The sequence below is a fragment of the Geobacillus subterraneus genome, assembly GCF_001618685.1.
In the GTDB taxonomy this organism is placed as follows: Bacteria; Bacillota; Bacilli; order Bacillales; family Anoxybacillaceae; genus Geobacillus; species Geobacillus subterraneus.
Genome location: NZ_CP014342.1, coordinates 1,184,716 through 1,205,552, shown reverse-complemented (window position 1 = coordinate 1,205,552; position 20,837 = coordinate 1,184,716). Strand labels below are relative to the sequence as shown.

The following is a 20,837-nucleotide window of genomic DNA, read 5'->3' as shown; positions in this document are numbered from 1 at the left end:
CATGCTCCTTACTTTCCATGATATTGCGGCTCCTCGAATTCGAGTCGGCCGACCCGGTCTTTCAGTTCGGCGATGATCTCCTCGGTGGCGAGCATCGCCTCATGAAACGTCCGCTGCGCTGTTTCGTCTTGCGATGTGAGCGCCAACTGTTGCAGCCCAGCGTGAATGCCTTTTAGGCTCGCTAACGTTTGTTTCACTTGCGAAGCAACGGTCATGAACGTCCCTCCTATCCTTTCGGGCGGAACAAAAGCGCGCCGAGAAATCCGAAGACGATGGCAGCGGAAATGCCGGCGCTTGTCACTTCAAACATGCCGGTCAACACGCCGACGATGCCGTGTTTTTCCGCTTCCTGCATCGCCCCGTGGACGAGCGAGTTTCCAAAACTTGTAATCGGAATCGTTGCCCCGGCGCCGGCGAAGTCGATGAGCGGTTCGTACAAATCAAATCCATCCAAAATCGCTCCAGTGACAACGAGAATCGTCAGCGTATGGGCGGGGGTGAGCTTAAAAACATCCAGCAAAATCTGGCCAATGACGCAAATCAACCCGCCGACGACAAACGCCCAAAAAAACATGGCTAGCACGCTACGCCTCACCTCCATACTCGATCGCCACCGCATGGGCGATGCACGGAATCGTTTCATTTTGCTGGAACGACAATGGCGACAATAACGCACCGGTCGCTACAGCTAAAATGCGCTTCAGCTCGCCGCGCCGCATCCGTTTGAGCAAATGGCCGTAAATGACCACAGCGGAACAAGCCGCCCCGCTCGCCCCGGACAGCACGGGCTGCCCATCGCGGTAAATAAGGAGCCCGCAATCTTGGTAACGCTCCTCATCAATCTCAATGCCGTGCTGACGCAACAAATCTAGGGAAACTTGACGCCCGATTCTCCCTAAGTCGCCGGTGACAATCAAGTCATAGTGCGATGCATCGATTTGCATATCGCGTAAATGCGCTTCAATCGTATCGACCGCCGCCGGTGCCATCGCACCGCCCATATTAAACGGATCGGCCATTCCCATATCGACGACCCGGCCGATCGTCGCTGCCGTCACGCGCGGCCCGTCCCCTTTTGGGCTGACGATGGCGACCCCGGCGCCAGTGACGGTCCACTGCGCCGTCGGCGGCTTTTGTCCGCCGTACTCTGTCGGATAGCGGAACTGTTTTTCGACGGCGGTGTTATGGCTCGATGCCCCGGTCAATATATAGTCTGCCCCGCCATAGTTTGTAATAAAAGCGCTGAGCGCCAGCCCTTCCATTGATGTGGAGCAAGCGCCGAAAATGCCGAGATACGGGGCGCCGAGCGTCCGGGCGGCGAAGCTAGTCGGCGTCATTTGATTAATTAAGTCGCCGGCGATGAAAAACTGCACCTGTTCCTTCTCCAAACCGGCCTTTTCCATCGCTTGAAATGCCGCTTCCTCAAGCAAAACGCGGTGCGCTTTCTCATACGACTCCTCGCCAAGCCATAAATCTTCGTGAAGAAGATCGAAATCGTCGGCGAGGCGGCCGTTGGCCTCAAACGGCCCGCCGACGGCGGCGGTCGCAACAATGGCCGGTTTGTTCGCAAATACCCAAGTGCGATGCCCTTTCAGCATTACAATCCCCCCCACTGTATGGCAATCGTTTTGATGAGGGCGATGACAAATGCCGCAAACGTACCGAACAAAATGACCGAGCCGGCGAGCTTGAACATGTTGGAACCCACGCCGAGCACGAATCCTTCTGTTCGGTGTTCAATCGCCGCGGAAATGACGGCGTTGCCAAACCCCGTCACCGGCACAGCGCTCCCCGCTCCGGCGAACTGAGCGATTCGGTCATAGACGCCAAGGCCGGTTAAAATCATTGACAAAAAAACCATGGTCGCCACCGTCGGGTTCCCTACCGTCTGCTCGGTGAAGTCAAAGAAATACATATAAAAATAAGAGATCGCCTGTCCGATCGCACAAATGGTCCCGCCGACGAGAAAGGCGCAGGCGCAGTTGCGAACGATCGGGCGCTTTGTTTCCCGTTCTTTTTCAAATAAGTGATACTCTTGTTGAACCGGAGTTAACTTTTTCCGCTTTTCATTCGCCATAATGACACCTCTTATGTCTGCTCTTTGCTCAGCTTTTCAATGCGCCCGATTTCCCGGTTGACCTCCCGCTGATCCCAGCGTTTGTTGACCATCTTTGTTTTTAATTGCTGCGTTTTCCAAAAGATTTTTAAATCGCTTGAGGAAACAACTTGGTAACCGGGAAACATATCGCGCAGTCGGTCTTCAACGTCTTTTTCGATCTTCTTTCGGTTCCATCGCTGCATATGGGGAATTTGATACGCGACGAGCAGCCGGTCTCCACTGTTGACCACCACCACATCGCGGATGTCCCGGCGCTGTCGTAAATAGGCGGCGGCCCGCTCGGCCGGTCCTTGGTCGAGCCGAGCCCCTTTGGCCGTCCCAGACGTTTGGGCTCGCATCAAATCCGCCCCTTGCAGCGATTGTTTTTGTTCTGTTTCCTCTTTCGCGCAGCCGCTGACCACCATGAAGGCAGCCATCGCCGCCAACCACCATTGTTTCATCGTCATCAACCCATTCGTTTTATGTATTTCCGTCAGGCGGGGAAAAGGTTGGCGTGCCGCCAACCTTTCCGCCCGAACCGCAACATCTGCCTCCGCAAATGTTACTGCTGTTTATATTGTGGCTCTTCGTTTTGGATTTCTTGCACGCGCGAGTTGACTAAATCGATGACCGCTTGCGTTTGTTGAGCAGCTTGCTGATAAAGCTGTTTCGCGGCTTGGTTTTCCGTTTGCAGCGCAAACGTTTCGAAGCTCGCTTGGGCGGTTTTTAATCCAGCTAACGTTTGTTTCACTTGTGTAGCAACAGTCATGATTCATGTCCTCCCTTAAGTGGTTGAATTGGTGGTGACAATGATTAGAATGGTTTTTCCCCGGCAAATTATAATTGTCATTTACTGTAAAACAGTCCGCCGCACTTCCGGTTTTTCGGGCGCAAAAAGGGCGCCGTTGCCACAGGCGCCCTTGCCGTTTATGACTGTTTGTCGACTTTGTCAGAATAACCGCGGCCAAGCGATGGATTGTTTAAAATGCCGGCCATCACTAAAACGCTTAACAGCGCGTGATACAGCTGCTCGTATTTGCCAAGGTCGATATCGACGCCGAACGTCTCAAGGGCCAATACGACAAACGACCCAATTCCAAGCCAAAGCCCGTAATTTTTAAAACGCTCCACTGTTCATATCCCCCATTTGCCTCATGACTAAATCCATGAGAACGGCCTCCGTTCCCCTTCGTCCCGATCGTGTCCTCCCTCATCGCGCCCTGCTCCATCCCGCACATCTTCAATGGCTTCGATCTCGGCATCAGCACGATGCGGGAACAGCCATGGATCACGAATGCGTCCGCGCGGCACAATCACGACGTCATCGGCGTGAATGATCAGCTTATCAACGTGAATGACTTTTGCTTTTTTTCGATCCGACATCCCCATCCCCCCTTCCTTTCGCCTAGTTGCACTGTTAGACTATGCAAGGAAAGGAAACGGAGTATAGGCGTCTCTCACGGCCTCTTGCTATTTCTTTACGACCGGCGGCCGGCCGCAGCCGCAGCCTCGTGGGCGCCGCACCGGCTGGGTTGTCGAGGAAAGCGCCCACGTCGTCGGTTTCGGCGGAGTTGGTTTCATCATGGCTTCATCCCCCCGTATAGAAAAATGTATGGCTATTGCTATTGTATGGCCGTATAGGCCAAGGGTGCTTCTCATTTTTTGCTGCCTCGCTCCGGACGGGGCGCAATCGCGTTTTCTTGCCTAAGCGTATGGAAAAACCAACTGTCCGGCCGTTCTTCCTTGTCAACATCGCCCGACGCTTCCGGCTGCGGCAGCTGTTGCAATTGACGGCGCAGTTCGTCGTTTTCTTTCATGAGCTGTTTGATTTGTTCGTAACGCTGTTCGCTTTGGTAGGCCAGTTCCCGCAAAACAATATTTTCCGCTTCCACCTCTTTCAGCCGGCGCTCCAGCTCGGTGATCCGTTCCATCAGCCGCCGTTCATCCATTCCTCTTTTTTCCGTATGGATCGTCCCTTGTTTTTCTTTCATTCGTCATCTCCCCCTTTGTTTCGTCTCCGGCATGCGTCCGTCGGCAAAAAATCCGCATCTGTCCCAACACATTTACCCATGTCGTTCATAGTATACAGTAGTCCCAAACCATCAGGCGTTGGGGAACAAATGAACGATAGGAGGAACGAAGAAAATGGGCCATTATCATCGTCGCGATAAAGAAAAAGTATGCATCAGAACCCGCAAAGTTTACGACTGGGTGACGCGCCAAATTGATGTACCGTTGCGCAGCTTCAGCGGCGACGATTTGGAAATGATTTTTCCAACGACCAATTGCCAGCGGACAGGAACAATGTGTGAATTCTTGACGGCGCAAGCGATGGACCCGCAAGCTTTGACGATCCGCTGCTTCTTAACCGATGCTGCAGGAAACCCGATCGATCCAGTCGTTGACCAGGACGCGTTGATTTGCCAGGAAATTACGCAACCAAACGGCCGGCAGCCTGTAAACGTCACGCTTCCTTCTGGTGAGATCGTCACGCTGCAAAAAGTCAAAGCGCTCGTCAAAGGGCACGTCGTCGTGCAAATCGTCAGCCCGACCGGCACGGTCATTTGCCAGTCGTCACCGATTCCGTTTGCCACGGCGCAAACATTCATCTTATGCGCTCCAGAAGGCACGCAACTCAACTGCCATATTTCTTTCTTCGAATGCGACACGAGCCTCGTTTGCACGGACAACTTTGCCCAGCTCGACGTTTCCATCACCTTGTGCCTTGAAGTCCAAATGGAAGCCGATGTCAAAATCGAAGTCGAAGCCCGTTTCTGCCAGCCGCGGGAAGAACTTGCTGAAGCCGTGCTTTGCCCGACGAACAAATTCCCGCCGCAATGCCCAGACGTATTCCCGGCCATGTAACGTCCGGCACCGTTCAGGCTGTTGTTCCCAACAACAGCCTTTTTTATATGGCATTTGCCCGCTGTGCGTACATAAGATAAAAATGGAAGGGGTGGAAAGCAAGTGAAAAACACGAACGATGACCGACACCTCCGCCTGCAGCAGCAAATCATCCACTACCGGTCGGAAGCTGCCTCATGCAAGCAACAGTTGCAGCAACTAGAAGCCGAGCTGGCCAAGGAAAAAATGCGCAGCGCCTATTGGAAAGAAAAGTTCCGCGAAGCAGAAACCGTCAACGTTGAAACATATAAGAAAAAAATCGCTGCCTTGGAACGCCAATTGTTGTTATCCGAAATCGCCCTAGAAGAGGCGGAACATCATCGCTCCGAAGGAAAACAAACAACCGCCGAGCCGACCGCCTCTGTGTTGGCGCTGTTCCACTATTCTGTCGTCATTCCGTCGCATCTTGACGAGGAAGAGATGACCGTAATCGGCGATTTCATCATTCGCAACAGCGGAACAACGCCGCTTCACCATCTCATTGTCTGTCTCCGTCTCTCCCCGCCCAAAACAGCGGTGCTGAGCGGAAAAATTGTGCTGCCGCAAAGCGCCCGTGCTGAACAAGAACTGCTTGCCGCAAGCAGCGGAGAAAGCTGGACGTTCACCCAAGAAAACTGGCGGGAAAAAGTGCGGCAAAACGGCGAATATTGGATCGCCCCGCTCCATGGCTCCCCGCTTGAACCCGGTGAAGAGCGGCGCTTCTCCCAATTTGAAATCGCCGTCCGCCCGTCGGGCAGCGCCCGGTCGTTGACGGTCGACGGCTTTGTGTATTGCGCCGAATTGCCAAAAGGCGTTCCCGCGGCCAACCATATCGCCATCCAATGGTAACCGGTCCTTTCCATCGTTTCGCACGCCCAACCGCGCGCTTTCTTTTCTTCGCCGGCCTGCTCTTAGGCCGGTGTTCTCATTCCGACGGCTAACGACAGCCTAAGCGACGCCGGGCCTTGCAAAGCAGCGATTGGCCAGCAGCATCGATGGGCCATCCGCATTGGCCGATCACTAGCCATGCCTCTCTATGACAGCCATCTGCTGACAATCGTCTCAATGAGCGCCGCACCGCCGGCAATGGCAAGCAGCACGATGAACGGTTGAAAGACGGTCGGCCAAAGCATCATGCCGGCGTAACAAAACGCCGCACACCATATCCCGGTGCACCAGTAGCAGCTCAACAATTCGCCGAACCAGCGCCGCAGCCCGCTTCCCTTCAAAACGAGAACTACTTCCCTTCTTCCGTCTGGAAGCTCCTCTTCGACCCACTCGTGAAAAGGCCGGCGCAGCCAGTTCATGATCGCATCATATGCGATGAGCCTCGTCAGGCGGAAGCTGGCCAGACAAAGAAGAACAAACGAAAACGGATCATCCACATTCCTCTCCCCTTTCCGCTCCCCATGGCCGCAAAAGGAGGTCTCTTTTCCTCTTTGCTTCATCTAGCGGCGGGCGAATTCGCCTTCGTGCGGACGTTTACCCAAACGCTCTCCTACGCCAATCATATGATGGAGTATAGGTTTTTAACACAAGAGATAAGAAAGAAAGGAGGCGACACAATGTATCATGTATTTTTCGATCAGCGGCCGACCCGCCCCCGCCTTCCCCGCGCTCTTTATGAACAGCTGACGGCACTTCCGCCGAACACAGAAGTGAACGTACACACCGCCAACGAGACATATTACAACGCGCTTTTTCTCGATTTCGAGCCGCGGACGAACACCGTTTCGCTGTTGGTTGACCGTTTTTACGAAGATGGGGGGCGCCCGCTTTCCCTCAATGCGACGGCGATCACGGCAATCGATCTCCCTGCTTCCATGCGGCCGGCTTCATCAACCAATGTGGATGACGAGGAGGAATAACAGGAACATAGCGTCGCCGGCTGGCGCCCAAACAGCGCAGCCGGCGCTTTAGTTTTTGACGGCGCCGTTTTCTCGTTAGCTGGTGCGCTTGTCTATACCAACTCTTTTTCTCTTACATACACTTTTACTAATCGACAATGATGCTAGGAGGAACTGACCTTGGCTTCGAAACGATCTCGCCTGCTATTTGACGTGTTAAACCATTACGGCCTATCGGAAACCGAGACCGACGTCATCGGTGAACTGAAGGAAGAAAAAGTATGGCTTGTACAAAACAAAAAAACGGGCCAGCGGTACGTGCTCAAGCGGCTAAATGAAGAGAAAACCAATTTTCCGATCTTGCTTCATTCCAAGCTATACGACACAGGATTTCACGTCCCGGAAATTTTCCAGACTAAAACAAAACAATATTACGTTCACCGAAAAAACAGTTATTACTATTTAATGGATTATGTCCCCTTAAGCGAAACAAGGCCATCTTTCCAGCAACGAATCGAGGGATTGGCCCGCTTCCATGCCGACAGCCTGTTTACCGAGTGGATCGGCACCGGCTCTCCTTCCTTTCCGGAGCCGAAAGAGGTGCTGTGCGCACACCGTCAAAAAGTGGCACAATTGCAAGAGCTGGCGAAAACAGCTGCGAATGGGACGGCTCTTTCTCATATAATGAAACAGATGACGCGACTTGCTGACCAGAGCTATGCGCTGCTTGAAAAAAGCAACCTGGCCGGCTTTTGCCGTGAGGCGGCGGAGCGAAAAGCCATTTGCCACGGGGATTATAACAGCAACAATCTTTTATTGGCGGAAAACAACAATGTGGTGATGATCGACTTTGACCGCGCCTATTACGGCCTTCCGCTTGACGATTTTCGTTTTTTGCTCATTTCTTTGACGAAAAACCCGAAAAACAATGTCATCAAACGGCTTCAACCGTTGTTTGAACTTTACTTTTCCATCTGCCTGCCGTACGTTCCGTATAAAAGCGTCTACTTGGCCGATGCCATGTTTCCGCACGTGTTTTACAACGAAGCGGTGAGCCTTGAAAAGCCAAAACGGGCGGCAAGCAACCCATCGTCTTTGGACTTGCTCACCCGTCTCGCCGAACAGGAAACGAAAAAATTCGCTTTTTTGTCCGATTTACTAAAAAGCGAGGGATCGAGAACATGAAACAAACGATCGCCCACTTTATCCATGAAAAAATGAAAATTAACCAGCGCTTTATTTACAACCAAATGGTTCATCTAAAAAAATACCGGTCGATCATGATCGGGTCGTTCGCTGATGATGGCAGCCACCCGTTTCCTCTCGTTAATTATTATCACCTCAACGATATCAACAATTTCGACCGTTTCGTCAAAGAACAAAATATCGTGGCCATTCATGCTCATCACGGCAAACACGCCATTGAAATTCTCCCGCTTTGCATCGCCCATCGCATTCCGCTTGTCGTCAGCATCCGCGGCCGTGACGGCTCCGCAAAAGGGAACAGCCTGCGGCGCAACCAAAAGCGGTATAGCCTGCTCAAACAGCACGGGGCGCTCTTTCTTCCCGTCTGCCGTTACTTAGCCGATGAACTGATCACTTTAGGGTTTCCTCAAGAAAAAATCCATGTCCTCTACGGCGGCATTGAACTCGATTTATTTCCTTATCAGGAACGAACGATCCCGGAAAATGGGGACATCGTCATTCTTTCGATTGGCCGGCTCGTCGAGAAAAAAGGCTTTTTAACGCTCGTGCGCGCCTTCAAGCACGTGCATGCGAAACATCCCCGCTGCCGCCTCCGCATTATCGGGAGCGGGAAAGATGAGGAAAACATTCGCCGGCTCATCAATGAGCTCGGGCTGACCCCATTTGTCGAATTGCTTGGCGCCATGGATGCGGCCGCCATCGCTCAAGAAATGAACCGCGCCCATCTGTTTTGCCTAGCGAGCGAGACGGCCTCTGACGGGGACATCGAAGGCATCCCGAACGTGCTGAAAGAGGCGATGGCGAGCGGGCTGCCAGTCATCTCGACGAATCATGCCGGCATCCCTGAACTGATCGAACACGGGCGCACGGGCTACCTCGCCCCGGAGAAAGACGACAAAGAGCTGGCGAACGGCATCCGCTTTTTTCTTGAACACCCAGAGCAGATTCCGCTGTTTACAAAGCGGGCGCGCAAAGTGATTGAGCAGCGGTTTGACGTCGCCAAACAAATTAAAGAGCAAGAACGGCTGTACGATTGGCTGAGAAAAAAAACCAGGTAGTTTGCACCTGGTTTTTTCATTCCGAACCGCCCTCATTTCCAACTATGCGCGTAGGCGGAGGAGCGTTTAATTTTCTTTCCAAACGGCCGAAAGCAACGCCATATAGCCGTCAGCTGTACCGATATCAAACCGTGTTCCGGCGATCAGTTTCCCTTGGCATCCTTCCGCGGCCGCCAGACGGCGGATGGCCTCGGTCAGCTGAATTTCTTCGTCTCCGAGGGTTGGCAGCGCCTCTAAATAGGAAAAAATGGCCGGCGTGAACACGTAGCGGCCGATGACGGCCAAGTCGGACGGCGGGTTCGTTTTTGGCTTTTCCACCATATCGGTGATGCTATACGCGCCATCGGTGAGCGGTTCACCGCGGATGACGCCGTATTTATGCAATTCGTTTCTCCCTACTTGATTTAAACCGACAACGCTTTGCCCACATCGTTCGTACTGCTCAATGAGCTGCCGAATAGCCGGAGTCCCTTCATGCAACACGATATCGTCAGGCAACAGCACGGCAAACGGCTCGCCGCCGACAAACGACTTGCCAAGCCGGACGGCATCCCCTAATCCCCGCGCATACGGCTGGCGCGTATAATAAATTTGTCCGGAAGGGATGAACTCCTCCTTCAACAAATGTGTCTTATTCCGCCGTTCTAAAAACGCCTCGAGCTCTAAAGAGCGGTCAAAGTAGTCGACGATTAAGCTTTTCGCCCGCGAGACAATAATGAGCAGCTCCTCAATTCCCGAGGCAAACGCCTCCTCCACAATATATTGAATCGCCGGCTTAGCGCCGATAGGAAACATCTCTTTCGGAATGACTTTCGTCACCGGCAAGCCTCTTGTCCCATACCCGGCCGCGGGGATGATCGCTTTTTTGACCATCGCTTCCCCCCCTTGTCTTCTATATCTTTATCGTATTCGGTTCCGAATGGCAGGGAAGGTTGTCCCCCGAAAATAGGCCGTCTGATTTCCGGCGTTTTAGGCGCTTGTCATGTAGCAAACAAAGCTTGTCCGTTAATACGCTATAAAAGCCGGAGATTTCGCGAAGGAGGCCTATTAGCATGAACATCTGCATCATCGGCGCTGGCTACGTCGGACTGACCACTGCAGCCGTCCTTGCTGAACTTGGGCATGAGGTGCATTGCATCGATCAAGATGAACGGAAAATTCGCCTGCTCAACAACGGGGAAATCCCGTTTTATGAACCGGGGTTAGAAGAGTTGGTCACTAAAAACTGCAACTATTTAACATTTAGCGGCCGCTGGGATTATATTAAACGGGCGGCCGTCATTGTCATTTGCGTCGGCACTCCGCCGCGGCCGGACGGCAGCGCCGACTTGCGCTATATCGAAGCGGTGCTCGAACGCCTAGCCGCAACGGTCGAATCATACAAAACGATCATCACGAAAAGCACTGTCCCGCCGGGAACGAATGAATGGATGCGTACTGAGCTCATCCGGAAAGGAATGGCGCCGCATTTATTTCGCATCGTGTCCAATCCGGAGTTTTTGCGCGAAGGGTCGGCCGTTTACGATATGTTTCACCCGGACAAAATCGTCGTCGGCCTCGAGCCGGACGACGATCGGTCGCTCGCTGTCGTGCAGGCAATGTACGCCGGCATCAACGCTCCTTACGTCACGACGAGCCTCACTGGAGCGGAACTCATCAAATACGCCGCCAATGCCTTTTTAGCAACCAAAATATCCTTTATCAACGAAATGGCGCGCATTTGCGACGCGTTTGCCGTCGATGTCAACGACATCGCCCGCGGGATCGGCTTCGATCCGCGCATCGGCCCGCATTTTTTGCGAGCCGGTCTCGGCTATGGCGGCTCCTGCTTTCCAAAAGATGTGAAAGCGCTCGAACATGCGGCGCGCTCGCGCCATGTCGAGCCGCACCTGTTGCAAGCAGTGCAGTCGGTCAACGCCACCCAGCTCGACGTTTGCCTCGACAAACTGAATCAAGTGCTTGCCCCGCTGCACGGCAAAAAAATCGCTGTGCTTGGCATCGCCTTTAAGCCGAACACGGACGATACCCGTTTTTCCCCCGCCGAAGCGCTCATCCGTCGATTAAGCGAAGCGGGCTGCACGGTCGCCGCCTACGACCCGAAGGCGACGCTGACATCCCCCCTTGCCAATGTCAAACAAGTGCGGTCGGTGCACGAAGCGATCCAAGGAGCGGATGGCTTAGTCATCGCCACCGACTGGGACGAATTTTGCACGCTTGACTGGTCAGAGGTGAAAGCAGCGATGAACGGGACGCTCGTCTTTGACGGACGAAATTGTTTGGATCGCCTTGCTGTCGAACAGAGCGGTTTGCGCTACATGGGGGTGGGGCGTCCATGAACATCCTCGTCACCGGGGCGGCCGGGTTTATCGGCTCCCATTTATGTGAAAAACTGCTCGAAAACGACCGGCACCAAGTCATCGGCGTCGACGGCTTTCTCGGCCCGACACCGGCGCCGCTGAAAGCAAAAAACATCGCCCAGTTGCAAGCCCATCCGCGGTTTACATTCGTTGAGACCGATCTGCTGACCGCCGACTTGCCCGCGTTGTTAACAGATGTGGATGCCGTATACCATTTAGCCGGCATGCCCGGCGTGCGAACGAGCTGGGGAACGGACTTTGCCGCTTATGCGGTGCACAACATTTCCGTTACGCAGCGGCTGCTTGAAGCGTGCAAAGACTTGCCGCTCAAACGGTTCATCTATGCTTCAACCTCGTCCGTTTACGGCGAGCGGAGCGGCCCGCTGTCCGAAACGCTCGAACCGGTTCCGCTCTCCCCATACGGCATTACGAAACTTACCGGTGAGCATTTATGCCGCGTCTATTTCCGCGAGTTTGCTGTGCCGGTCGTCATTTTGCGCTATTTTACCGTTTACGGTCCGCGCCAGCGCCCCGATATGTCGTTCCACCGCTTTATCCGCCAACTGCTCGCCGGCCAGCCGCTCACCGTATTCGGCGACGGCACGCAGTCGCGCGACTTCACCTATATTTCCGACTGTATCAACGGGACAGCAGCCGCGCTTGAGCAGGACCGCGCAGTCGGAGAAACGATCAACATCGGCGGAAAAGAACGGGCATCCGTCAATGAGGTGATTCGCCTGCTTGAAGCGCTGACCGGGAGAAAGGCGACAATCCATTATACGCCAGCCGCCCGCGGGGAGCCGAAACAGACATGGGCCGACCTGACGAAGGCAGAGCGGCTGCTCGCATACGAACCGACGGTCACGCTTATCGATGGACTGCAAAAAGAAATCGAATACATCCGTTCATTATACGAAGGTGGTCAGACATGAACATCGCCTACGTTTGCACAGAAAAACTGCCTTCACCGGCAATAAAGGGCGGTGCGATTCAAGTGATGATTGACGGAATCGCTCCGCTCATTGCCCGCCGCCACGAACTGACCATTTTCTCTGTCGCCGATCCGCTCTTGCCGCATGAAGAGACAACTGGAAACATCCGCTACATCCGCTTTCCGAAGATGACATATGAAGCTGATGTGGCGCGTGCGCTGGCCGCAAACCGTTTCGACGTCGTCCATGTGTTCAATCGCCCTGCGCCGCTCGCTAGTTACCAGGCCGCGGCGCCGCACAGCGCCTTTGTGCTGAGCCTTCATAACGACATGTTTTCACCGCTGAAAATCACGCCGGAAGAAGCTGAGCGGGCACTGGCGGCATGCACGCGGCTGACTGCCGTCAGCGAATATATTAAACGGACGGTAACAGGCCGCTATCCGGTCGATCCAAAAAAAATCAATGTCATTTATTCCGGAGTGGACTTGCAGCAATACGTCCCGGTTTGGACGGAAGAGGGGGCGCGCATCCGCCAAGCCGAGCGCCGGGCGCATGGACTCGACGATAAAAAAGTAGTGTTATTTATCGGCCGGCTTAGCAAAACAAAAGGGCCGCATGTGCTGATTCGCTCCTTGCCGTCCTTGTTGGCCCGCCATCCTGAGACAGTGCTTGTCATCGCCGGCGGAAAATGGTTTAGCGACAACAGCCGAAGCGAATACATCGACTGGCTGCATCAGCTCGCCGCGCCGCTAAGTGACCACGTCATCTTCACGAACTACGTGCCGCACCGCCATATTCCGAAACTGCTTTTAATGGCTGACGTGTTTGTGTGCAGCTCCCAATGGCACGAGCCGCTCGCCCGCGTCCATTACGAGGCCATGGCCGCCGGCATTCCGGTTGTGACGACCAACCGCGGCGGCAACACTGAAATCGTCCGTCACGGCCAAACTGGGCTTGTCGTTGATGATTATGCGAACGAGCAGGCGTTCGCGGAAGCGATCAGCTATCTGTTTGAACAACAAACACACGCCCGGCGCATGGCTGAAACAGCGCGGGAGAGGGTGGAGGCGAACTTCCAATTTGAACACGTCGCCGGCCGCCTTGAAGCGGTCTATAACGAGGCGCTCGCCGCCCATCAGCGGCAAACCGCCGGCCTCTAGCAGCCGGGCGGCCGGAGTCATCACAAAAGGATGCCTGTGATGCGGCATCCTTCTCCTTATCCGATCGTAAATACGTTTCCTTTTTTATGCGTTCCCACCGCTTTCGGCTGGGGAATACGGGCGGAAGAAATGGCGAACGAGACGGCCATCCGTCGCTCGGACGGCTTTTCTCTTTCTTGTTCCGCCGGTTCGTGCTGTTTTGGACGGCTGACGGCAGCCGGCTTCTCCGACGGTTCCGATTGTTCGTCCCGGGCTGCCTTCGCTTGCCGTTTCGGACGTTCGCTTTGGCTTGCCTCCTCTCGCCGTTTCGAACGTTCGCTTTGGCTTGCCTCCTCTCGCCGTTTTAGACGTTTTTCTTTTTTCGGCGCGGACGAACGCGTTTCTTTTTTGTGTTCCACTATTGGCGGCAGCGGGACAGCGGCTTCTTGCCATTCCCCTTCTCCGGCCAGCTCGACAAGGACGGGCGGCACGTCAGCGTCCGTTTCCTCTTCTTCCGCTTCCACTACGCCGAGCAATAGCTGATCGAAAAACTCACCGTCTTCCATCCATCCCCACCCCATCGGTCCGGGCGGGGAAAAACGAAACGGCTGCAAGTCGAGTTTCGGAATGTGATCCAACGTTAGGCACCTCCTTCTTTACAGTAGCGATGGCAGCGGCGTACGGCGAAGCGCATCTTGTTTTGTCCGCTCGACCGTAATGGCTGTCTGCAGCTCCCACATATATTTTTCATCTGACCAATTGTCTTTTGCCCCTAAATAATACTTGCGGGCGACGGAGGCAAACAAGTGCGGAAACAACAGCTCCGCCTCAAGCAGCCTGTACTGCTCGTCGGTGAGCGGGTGGGTGCGGTGATACGCCTGAATCAGCCGCGCGGCCAATTCTTCATCCCACACCGCCATCTTTTTCATTACTTTGTGGAGCAGCACTTGAATGTCGCGCACCGGCAAGTCGATGACGACCGCTGGCAGATAGCGCATCATCATCGTCTCTTCCGTTTCGACGAGGTGTGACAAGGAAATGTCTTTATGAATAAACCCTGTCCATCGGTTCGGACCAGCTGTCCATTCGGCGTAGGCATCGCTGTCTAGCTGCTCGACCGCTTCCTCGCCCGCGTCGAGCATCGCACCGACCGTCTCGGAAAACAAGATGGAAAACGGATCATCAACGAACGAAGCCGCCATTTTCTTGTAGCCGGACAGCTCCTGCAGTTTCCACGTATACGTCTTTGGCCACTTTCCGAGCCGGTTTCGCTTTTTCGCCTTCGGGCTTGGAGAAAACTGTTGTGAGGCAACGTGGAACAAACCGAGAAATTCAAACACATGTTCAAGCTGTTCGACATCGTAATAACTCACTTCCTTGCCGCTGACGGCATCATATAGCGCGTACGCCTGCGTTCCGCCGGCGACGCACAGCCCCCCGTTTTTCGTCCGGCATAACGGGGCGATCGGAAACTGCCGCTGTTGCAAATGCCGATGCGCCTCGGCATAAAACAGCATCCGCCCCGGCACCGCCTCCCGTTGCCGCAGCATCTTCTCTCCCTCAGCTGTCGCAACCGTCCAGACCGTTTCCTTCGGCCGCACCGATTGAAGCTCTATTTGTTCAACTTGGTACGGATACAGCTCAAGCACCTTGGCAGCAATCCATGGTGACTGCAACCGCTTTACCCCCTTTCTTCCCCGTAAGCGCGCAACAGCTTTGCGGCCACCGCTTCCCAGCTGAATTCGCGTTCCGCCTTCTGCCGCCCGTATTTGCCCATTTGACTGGCAAAAGCCGGTTCGTCAAGCAGTTTGTTGATGAGTGCGGCGTACGCTTCGGGGTTGCTGAAGTCGTTGACGATGTAGCCGTTTTTGCCGTTCTCAACGACCTCGGGGTTCCCCCCGCGGTTGCTCGTAATGATCGGCAGCCCAGCCGCCATCGCTTCATAATGAACGCGCGCCAGCGGCTCTTGCCACTGGGACGGACAAACGAACAGATCAGCCATCGTGTACAGCTGCGGAATTTGCTCTGGTTTGACGAACTGAATAAACATCGCATTGTTTTCGTACAGCGCTCCGAGCGTATACAAGTAACGGACATAGCTGTTTACCTCATTAGCGCCAAACCATTTCGAGCCGACAAACACGATCACCGCTTCCGGATGCTTTTCGGTGATTGACGGCAGCGCCTCAAGAAGCAAATGGGCGCCTTTCACTTTGCTCAACCGCCCGACAAACAGCACGACTTTTTTCCCCTCGAGCCCGAGCTCGCGGCGGACAGCCGCATTGATTTTCGCTCCTTGCGCCGTCCATTTCGGCTGGAACGTCTTCCCATCGACCCCTGAATAAACAGTCGCCACTTTTCCAGCCGCCTGCGGGAAGCGGTCGCAAATGGTCGCCCCGATATAGTCGCTCACGGTTACAATTTGTTTAACCGTATTAATGCAATCGATCCCTTCGGCATACGAAATTTTATCGTCCCGGAACATTTCATTATGGACGCTCAACACAATGGCGCTGTCTGGCGAAGCTTCGCGGATGTGGCGAATCCAGCGCGGCCGGTTGCATACGTGAATGACGTCATACGCTTCCGTGCGCAAATGGGCGGCTACTTCTTGTACGTATGTCTCTTGGGCGAAGCGACGATAGGCGACCCCGTTTTTGTTCTTCTCCTCATCCGGCAGCTCACGGTCGCGAATCGACAACACCGTGACGTCGTGTTTTCGCGCCATGATCGCCGCTGTTGCATCGAGATAAATTTGTGTCGCCCCTCCCCGGATGGCTGGCACCGGCAGTTTTTCCGTTGCAATCATGGCGATTTTCATGACATTCCCCCATCTTCTCGAAAAGTTCAGGCAAAAGCTTGTTTTTATATCATACGTGTGCTCCTTCCCTACTGTGCATGCCCGTGAAGCAAACGGGCATCCGTCAAACGCCCTTCGAGGTGGAGAACAGGCTGGACGTTCACCCGTTTTTTTCGTCTCGGGATAAACGGCTATGGACAGCAGCCGGCGCCCGCCATACAGTAGAAAAAAAGAGGAAAGCAGGGACTGACGATGGCTGATCAAACCGTCTATTCCACCGCGCCGTCAGCCGCCGCTGAACGGCTCGTCCATATGGCGCGTCTGCTGTTAAAGCAGTGGGACATAGAAGCCAAAGCGATTGACGTCGTGCAAAGCGGGCAAATGGCGCTCGTCTGGAAAGTGCATACCGATGGCGGACCGAAATGCTTAAAGCGCATTCGCCGCCCGGAAAAAAAGGCGCTCTTCTCGATTTACGCGCAAGACGCTTTGGCGAAAAAGGGGCTTTATGTCCCGCGCATCATTGAGACACGCGACCACCGCCTATTTAAAAAGTACGGACCGTTTTTGTTTGTGCTGTACGACTGGATCGAAGGAACGCCGTTTGATTTGGCGATCCGCGACGATTTAACCGCCATGATCGGCGCCCTTGCCCATTTTCATGCGCAGTCGTCCGGTTACGAACCGCCGCCGGGCGTGCCGGTGTTCAGCAAACTCGGCAAATGGCCAAAGCATTACATGAAGCGCTGCCGGCAGCTCGAGGCGTGGAAACAGCTCGCCGAGTTGGATCGCGACGATCCGTTTTCCCGCTTGTATTTAGCCGAAATCGACCGCTTTATTGAAAAAGGAGAGGAAGTGTTGCAGCAGCTCCTCGATTCTCATTACGAGGCATGGGTGGAGCAGCTGAAGAAACGGCCGTCGCTTTGCCACCAAGACTATGGGACAGGGAACTCGCTGCGCGGAGAAGACGGAAACGTCTGGATCATCGACCTCGATACAGCTGCCTTTGACTTGCCGATTCGCGATGTCCGTAAAATGATGGCTCCGTTTTTGTTTGACAGAGACCCGCAAGGGAAAACAAAAGCCGATATCGTGCTCGAAGCGTATGAGGAAGTGCGTCCGCTGACAAAAAAGGAAAAAGAAGTGCTGTTGATCGATCTGCTGTTTCCGTACGATTTGCATGAGCTGGCAGTGGAAAAATATATCCGGAACGTGCCCCTCGCCGAGACGGAACTGGCCGAGGCAATGGCATACGAACAGGCCAAATGGGGGGAAATCGAGAGACGGCTCGCTTCGTTGTAGAAAAACGGGCATTCCAGGCCGGCAGACGGCCCCAGGAACGCGGCCGACGCAAGTCGACGCGGCGGGCATGTGCAGCAGCAACCTTTGATGCCCGCCGGCTTCTTCACGTCTTCAACAATGGCAGCCGGACGAAGAGGGTCGCCTGATCGGGAAATGACTTGTTCGAAGTGCCTTTATTGCATAAACCCGATCATCGTCACAGAAAGAAGTTGTGCGCGCCCGATGGCCGTTTCGTTTCCTCGTTCATCGGCGACCGTCAACTCGGTCGCCGTGCATCGTTTCAGCACACCTTCATAGCTTTGTTCTTTCGTGGCAAACTGGCATTTAAGCGGCGGCAAATGGGCGGGCAGCCTCGTTAAAAAAGCGAGCTGCTCATCAAGCGTCATCGCCTGAAACTCCTTTTTAATGAAAAACGCCCTCTGTTCCTCCCCCTCTTCAATCTGTTCGGTGTCATCTGTCGTTTCTTTCTGTTGGGGGCGGTTCGTCCATGTAAACGTTTCTTGCATATGCGCCGCAGCCCGCATGGCCTTTGGCTGCACAATGTAAAGCAACGGCTCGGTTTCTACCACTTTTTGTTTCCGCACGCCAATCCTCCTTCCATGCTTGCCTTCCCTTATATATGTATGCCTTTGATTCCAATAATTGCCCCTCGACGGACAAAAAACAGCCGTCCCATCGGTCGGGACGGCTGCCTCATTCATTTTTAATATCCTAAAATGTGATACCCGGAATCGACGTGGATGATTTCCCCGGTGATGCCGCGCGACAGGTCACTGAACAAAAACAGCGCTGCATCGCCGACTTCTTCTTGGGTCGTCGTCCGGCGGAGCGGGGCGCGCTCCTCGATTTGCTTTAAAATCGTATTAAAGTCGCCGACCCCTTTCGCTGACAGCGTGCGGATCGGTCCGGCAGAAATGGCGTTGACGCGAATGCCGTATTTGCCTAAATCGTTTGCCAAATATTTAACGCTCGCATCGAGCGACGCTTTCGCCACACCCATGATGTTATAGTTTTGCACGACGCGCTCGCCGCCTAAGTACGTCAGAGTGACGATGCTCCCCCCCTCGGTCATGAGCTCCTTCGCCTCGCGCGCCACCGCGGTGAGGGAATAGGCGCTGATGTTATGGGCGAGCAAAAAGCCGTCGCGGCTCACTTTCATATATTCGCCGCTTAAGTCGTCCTTATTGGCATAGGCGATGCAGTGGGCGACACCGTGAATGACGCCGACCCGTTCTTTAATTTGCGCAAAGCATTGAGCGATGTCCTCGTCGTTTGCCACATCGCACGGCAACAGAAGCGAACGTTCATCTTCAAGCGTGTCGACAAGCGTCCGCACTTCCTTTTCAAAGCGCTCTCCGGCGTATGTAAACACGAGACGGGCGCCGGCGGCGTGGAGCGAGCGGGCGATGCCCCAAGCGATGCTCCGCTTGTTTGCCACTCCCATGACGACATATGTACGTCCTTCCAATGATAATGTCATTCGCTCATCCTCCTAATTGTTATTTATTATTAGCACCAGGTGTTAATTCCATTATATGATATGCGGCAGACAATGTAAATGCACCGCCGTCCTTTTGCCTCCCGCTTTCTTAACGCCGGCGGCGGTTTTTCCCACTTTGCAAAACAAGCCGAATTCGTTAATATGGTATATGGTACATTTGAATGGAGAGGATCGTTCCATGGATCATGATCGTTTTTCCCAATCGAAGCTCGATTACCATTTGTTGTTTCTTTTATTCTTAATGGCCGTCATCAGCGCCATCGCCATTCACAGTGCGGAAACGATGCTGCCAGAGAAGCTGCAAAGCGTCAACTTCGCCTCCAAGCAGCTGCAATGGTACGCCGTTGGCGCAGTCGTCATCGCCTTGACGATGATTATCGACTACGATCGGCTGTTTCAAATCGCCTGGTATTTATACGGACTCGGCATGCTGCTGTTGCTCGGGCTTGAGCTGAACGTTCCCGGAACCGTCACGATCAAAGGGGCAACCAGCTGGTACAGCCTCCCGGGCGGAAACTTCCAGCCATCCGAGTTAATGAAAATTTTTATGATTCTCGTTTTGAGCCGCATCATCGTCAACCACCGGGAAAAATACCCTGAACCGACGGTTCAAGATGATTTTAAACTGCTCGGCAAAATCGCTCTCGCGGTCCTGCCGCCCCTCTTTTTGCTCGCCAAACAGCCGGACTTGGGAATGTCGATGGTATTTACCGCCATCACCGCTACCTTGGTGCTCGTTTCCGGCATCCGCTGGCGCATTCTTTTCGGCATCGTCTTTTCCGGGGTGGCGGTCGTGGCGACGGTCGTCTTTATTTTCTTTTATTTTCCTGATTTCTTTCATCAATATATCATTAAAGAAGATTATCAGCTAAATCGGTTTTATGGCTGGCTTGCCCCGTATGAATATTCAAACGAGCAAGGCTTCCAGCTCATCCGTTCGCTTATGGCCATCGGGTCGGGGGAACTGTACGGGAAAGGGCTTGGCAATTTGCAAGTATACTTGCCTGAGGCGCATACCGACTTTATTTTCGGTGTCATCGCCGAACAGTTCGGATTTGTCGGCTCGAGCATCGTCATTTCGCTCTTTTTCCTGCTTATCTACCGCATGATCCATATTGCGCTCGAGAGCAACGATTTGTACGGCAGCTATTTATGCGCCGGCGTCGCCGGCATGATCACGTTCCAAGTGTTCCAAAACATCGGCATGACGATTGGGCTTTTGCCGATCACCGGACTGCCGCTGCCGTTTGTCAGCTACGGGGGAAGCTCGCTGGCCACTTATATGCTGGCGATTGGACTCATCTTAAACGTCCATTCACGGACAAGGAAATTTATGTTCGCCAGCGACGAATAGCCGCTTGCTGCCTGCCGGTAAGCGGCTTTGTTTTTTTGCCCGGCTGCCGATGTCTGTTTCCCCCGCCGGGCGGGTACGCTGTTAATAACTTATACGTGGTCAGAAAGGAGCGTACAAGATGCAGATCGACATCGTCGGCGATATTCACGGCTGCTGCCGTGAATTTACCGCTTTAACAGAAAAACTCGGTTACGTATGGGACGAGGGAATTCCAATCCATCCGGACGGGCGGAAGCTCGGTTTTGTCGGTGACTTGACTGACCGCGGCCCTGAGTCGCTAAAAATGATTGACATCGTCTGCACCCTTGTCGACCGCAAGCTTGCCCACTATGTGCCCGGCAACCATTGCAGTGAACTACCCCC

Annotated in this window: 26 protein-coding genes and 1 pseudogene; 11 read left to right on the top strand and 16 right to left on the bottom strand. The window is 54.0% G+C overall.

Going from position 1 to position 20,837, the window contains the following annotated elements; all coding sequences use genetic code 11:
* Positions 1–8: 8 nt before the first annotated feature.
* The 9 genes from GS3922_RS06025 to GS3922_RS05985 all read right to left on the bottom strand — a co-directional run bounded on the left by GS3922_RS06025 (position 9) and on the right by GS3922_RS05985 (position 4,089).
* A complete protein-coding gene (locus tag GS3922_RS06025) occupies positions 9–215 on the bottom strand; it encodes a DUF1657 domain-containing protein (RefSeq protein ID WP_063165611.1) in 207 nt (68 codons plus the stop codon).
* An 11-nt stretch (positions 216–226) separates the two neighbouring features.
* Positions 227–583, bottom strand: a complete 357-nt coding sequence (gene spoVAE / locus GS3922_RS06020; protein WP_063165610.1) for a stage V sporulation protein AE — start codon at positions 581–583, stop codon at positions 227–229.
* A gap of 1 nt (position 584) precedes the next feature.
* The gene (gene spoVAD / locus GS3922_RS06015; RefSeq protein WP_063165609.1) at positions 585–1,598 is read right to left on the bottom strand and encodes a stage V sporulation protein AD; all 1,014 of its coding nucleotides are present in this window, start codon (positions 1,596–1,598) and stop codon (positions 585–587) included.
* Positions 1,598–2,077, bottom strand: a complete 480-nt coding sequence (spoVAC, locus tag GS3922_RS06010) for a stage V sporulation protein AC (protein ID WP_063165608.1) — start codon at positions 2,075–2,077, stop codon at positions 1,598–1,600. Before spoVAC ends, spoVAD begins: the two co-directional genes overlap by 1 nt.
* Before the next feature lie 11 nt (positions 2,078–2,088).
* Positions 2,089–2,565 carry a YhcN/YlaJ family sporulation lipoprotein gene (locus GS3922_RS06005; protein WP_063167323.1) on the bottom strand — a complete coding sequence of 159 codons (477 nt, stop codon included), beginning with the start codon at positions 2,563–2,565 and terminating at the stop codon, positions 2,089–2,091.
* A 95-nt stretch (positions 2,566–2,660) separates the two neighbouring features.
* The gene (locus tag GS3922_RS06000) at positions 2,661–2,867 is read right to left on the bottom strand and encodes a DUF1657 domain-containing protein (protein ID WP_020958988.1); all 207 of its coding nucleotides are present in this window, start codon (positions 2,865–2,867) and stop codon (positions 2,661–2,663) included.
* Between the two features lie 158 nt (positions 2,868–3,025).
* Entirely contained in the window at positions 3,026–3,229 is a 204-nt protein-coding gene (locus GS3922_RS05995) for a phage holin family protein (RefSeq protein ID WP_063165607.1), read from the bottom strand.
* Positions 3,230–3,256: 27 nt separating this feature from the next.
* The gene (locus GS3922_RS05990) at positions 3,257–3,481 is read right to left on the bottom strand and encodes a hypothetical protein (RefSeq protein ID WP_063165606.1); all 225 of its coding nucleotides are present in this window, start codon (positions 3,479–3,481) and stop codon (positions 3,257–3,259) included.
* A 272-nt stretch (positions 3,482–3,753) separates the two neighbouring features.
* Positions 3,754–4,089 (bottom strand): hypothetical protein, encoded by a 336-nt coding sequence (locus tag GS3922_RS05985; RefSeq protein ID WP_063165605.1) that lies wholly within the window; start codon positions 4,087–4,089, stop codon positions 3,754–3,756.
* 154 nt (positions 4,090–4,243) lie between these two features.
* On the opposite strand from GS3922_RS05985, the gene GS3922_RS05980 reads away from it, so the two are divergent.
* Together GS3922_RS05980 and GS3922_RS05975 are read left to right on the top strand one after the other, a co-directional pair.
* On the top strand, positions 4,244–4,963 hold the full coding sequence (locus GS3922_RS05980; RefSeq protein WP_063165604.1) for a BMQ_0737 family morphogenetic spore coat protein: 720 nt from the start codon (positions 4,244–4,246) through the stop codon (positions 4,961–4,963).
* 102 nt (positions 4,964–5,065) lie between these two features.
* Complete coding sequence (locus GS3922_RS05975) at positions 5,066–5,830, top strand: hypothetical protein (RefSeq protein ID WP_063165603.1); 765 nt, start codon at positions 5,066–5,068, stop codon at positions 5,828–5,830.
* Between the two features lie 185 nt (positions 5,831–6,015).
* Here GS3922_RS05975 and GS3922_RS05970 read toward each other — a convergent pair whose 3' ends face one another.
* Complete coding sequence (locus GS3922_RS05970) at positions 6,016–6,366, bottom strand: DUF1360 domain-containing protein (RefSeq protein WP_063165602.1); 351 nt, start codon at positions 6,364–6,366, stop codon at positions 6,016–6,018.
* A 180-nt stretch (positions 6,367–6,546) separates the two neighbouring features.
* On the opposite strand from GS3922_RS05970, the gene GS3922_RS05965 reads away from it, so the two are divergent.
* The 3 genes from GS3922_RS05965 to GS3922_RS05955 all read left to right on the top strand — a co-directional run bounded on the left by GS3922_RS05965 (position 6,547) and on the right by GS3922_RS05955 (position 9,092).
* Positions 6,547–6,849 (top strand): hypothetical protein, encoded by a 303-nt coding sequence (locus GS3922_RS05965; RefSeq protein WP_063165601.1) that lies wholly within the window; start codon positions 6,547–6,549, stop codon positions 6,847–6,849.
* A 159-nt stretch (positions 6,850–7,008) separates the two neighbouring features.
* Complete coding sequence (locus GS3922_RS05960; RefSeq protein ID WP_063165600.1) at positions 7,009–8,013, top strand: phosphotransferase; 1,005 nt, start codon at positions 7,009–7,011, stop codon at positions 8,011–8,013.
* Complete coding sequence (locus GS3922_RS05955; protein WP_063165599.1) at positions 8,010–9,092, top strand: glycosyltransferase; 1,083 nt, start codon at positions 8,010–8,012, stop codon at positions 9,090–9,092. Before GS3922_RS05960 ends, GS3922_RS05955 begins: the two co-directional genes overlap by 4 nt.
* Before the next feature lie 66 nt (positions 9,093–9,158).
* Here the strand turns inward: GS3922_RS05955 and GS3922_RS05950 are convergent, their stop codons facing one another.
* Positions 9,159–9,965, bottom strand: a complete 807-nt coding sequence (locus GS3922_RS05950; RefSeq protein ID WP_063165598.1) for a UTP--glucose-1-phosphate uridylyltransferase — start codon at positions 9,963–9,965, stop codon at positions 9,159–9,161.
* Positions 9,966–10,144: 179 nt separating this feature from the next.
* Here GS3922_RS05950 and GS3922_RS05945 point away from each other — a divergent pair, with 179 nt between their 5' ends.
* Genes GS3922_RS05945 through GS3922_RS05935 form a run of 3 tightly spaced genes read left to right on the top strand, consistent with a single transcriptional unit; the run spans position 10,145 to position 13,541 of the window.
* Positions 10,145–11,428, top strand: a complete 1,284-nt coding sequence (locus tag GS3922_RS05945) for a UDP-glucose dehydrogenase family protein (protein ID WP_063165597.1) — start codon at positions 10,145–10,147, stop codon at positions 11,426–11,428.
* Complete coding sequence (locus GS3922_RS05940) at positions 11,425–12,381, top strand: NAD-dependent epimerase/dehydratase family protein (protein WP_063165596.1); 957 nt, start codon at positions 11,425–11,427, stop codon at positions 12,379–12,381. Before GS3922_RS05945 ends, GS3922_RS05940 begins: the two co-directional genes overlap by 4 nt.
* Complete coding sequence (locus GS3922_RS05935; RefSeq protein ID WP_063165595.1) at positions 12,378–13,541, top strand: glycosyltransferase family 4 protein; 1,164 nt, start codon at positions 12,378–12,380, stop codon at positions 13,539–13,541. Before GS3922_RS05940 ends, GS3922_RS05935 begins: the two co-directional genes overlap by 4 nt.
* A gap of 56 nt (positions 13,542–13,597) precedes the next feature.
* Here the strand turns inward: GS3922_RS05935 and GS3922_RS05930 are convergent, their stop codons facing one another.
* The 3 genes from GS3922_RS05930 to GS3922_RS05920 are packed head-to-tail and all read right to left on the bottom strand — an operon-like array spanning position 13,598 to position 16,341.
* Entirely contained in the window at positions 13,598–14,158 is a 561-nt protein-coding gene (locus tag GS3922_RS05930; RefSeq protein WP_063165594.1) for a hypothetical protein, read from the bottom strand.
* A gap of 18 nt (positions 14,159–14,176) precedes the next feature.
* Positions 14,177–15,196 carry a CotS family spore coat protein gene (locus tag GS3922_RS05925; protein WP_063165593.1) on the bottom strand — a complete coding sequence of 340 codons (1,020 nt, stop codon included), beginning with the start codon at positions 15,194–15,196 and terminating at the stop codon, positions 14,177–14,179.
* A gap of 5 nt (positions 15,197–15,201) precedes the next feature.
* Positions 15,202–16,341 (bottom strand): glycosyltransferase family 4 protein, encoded by a 1,140-nt coding sequence (locus GS3922_RS05920; RefSeq protein ID WP_047817938.1) that lies wholly within the window; start codon positions 16,339–16,341, stop codon positions 15,202–15,204.
* Between the two features lie 231 nt (positions 16,342–16,572).
* On the opposite strand from GS3922_RS05920, the gene GS3922_RS05915 reads away from it, so the two are divergent.
* Positions 16,573–17,619, top strand: a complete 1,047-nt coding sequence (locus GS3922_RS05915) for a spore coat kinase CotI (protein WP_063165592.1) — start codon at positions 16,573–16,575, stop codon at positions 17,617–17,619.
* A 173-nt stretch (positions 17,620–17,792) separates the two neighbouring features.
* Here GS3922_RS05915 and GS3922_RS05910 read toward each other — a convergent pair whose 3' ends face one another.
* Positions 17,793–18,203, bottom strand: a complete 411-nt coding sequence (locus GS3922_RS05910) for a CotO family spore coat protein (protein WP_063165591.1) — start codon at positions 18,201–18,203, stop codon at positions 17,793–17,795.
* 119 nt (positions 18,204–18,322) lie between these two features.
* Positions 18,323–19,099, bottom strand: a complete 777-nt coding sequence (gene fabI, locus GS3922_RS05905) for an enoyl-ACP reductase FabI (protein ID WP_063165590.1) — start codon at positions 19,097–19,099, stop codon at positions 18,323–18,325.
* Between the two features lie 199 nt (positions 19,100–19,298).
* Between fabI and GS3922_RS05900 the strand changes: the two genes are divergently transcribed.
* Together GS3922_RS05900 and GS3922_RS05895 are read left to right on the top strand one after the other, a co-directional pair.
* Entirely contained in the window at positions 19,299–20,474 is a 1,176-nt protein-coding gene (locus GS3922_RS05900) for an FtsW/RodA/SpoVE family cell cycle protein (RefSeq protein ID WP_063165589.1), read from the top strand.
* A 118-nt stretch (positions 20,475–20,592) separates the two neighbouring features.
* Positions 20,593–20,832: pseudogene (locus tag GS3922_RS05895) on the top strand (metallophosphoesterase); the annotation flags it as partial.
* Positions 20,833–20,837: the final 5 nt, after the last annotated feature.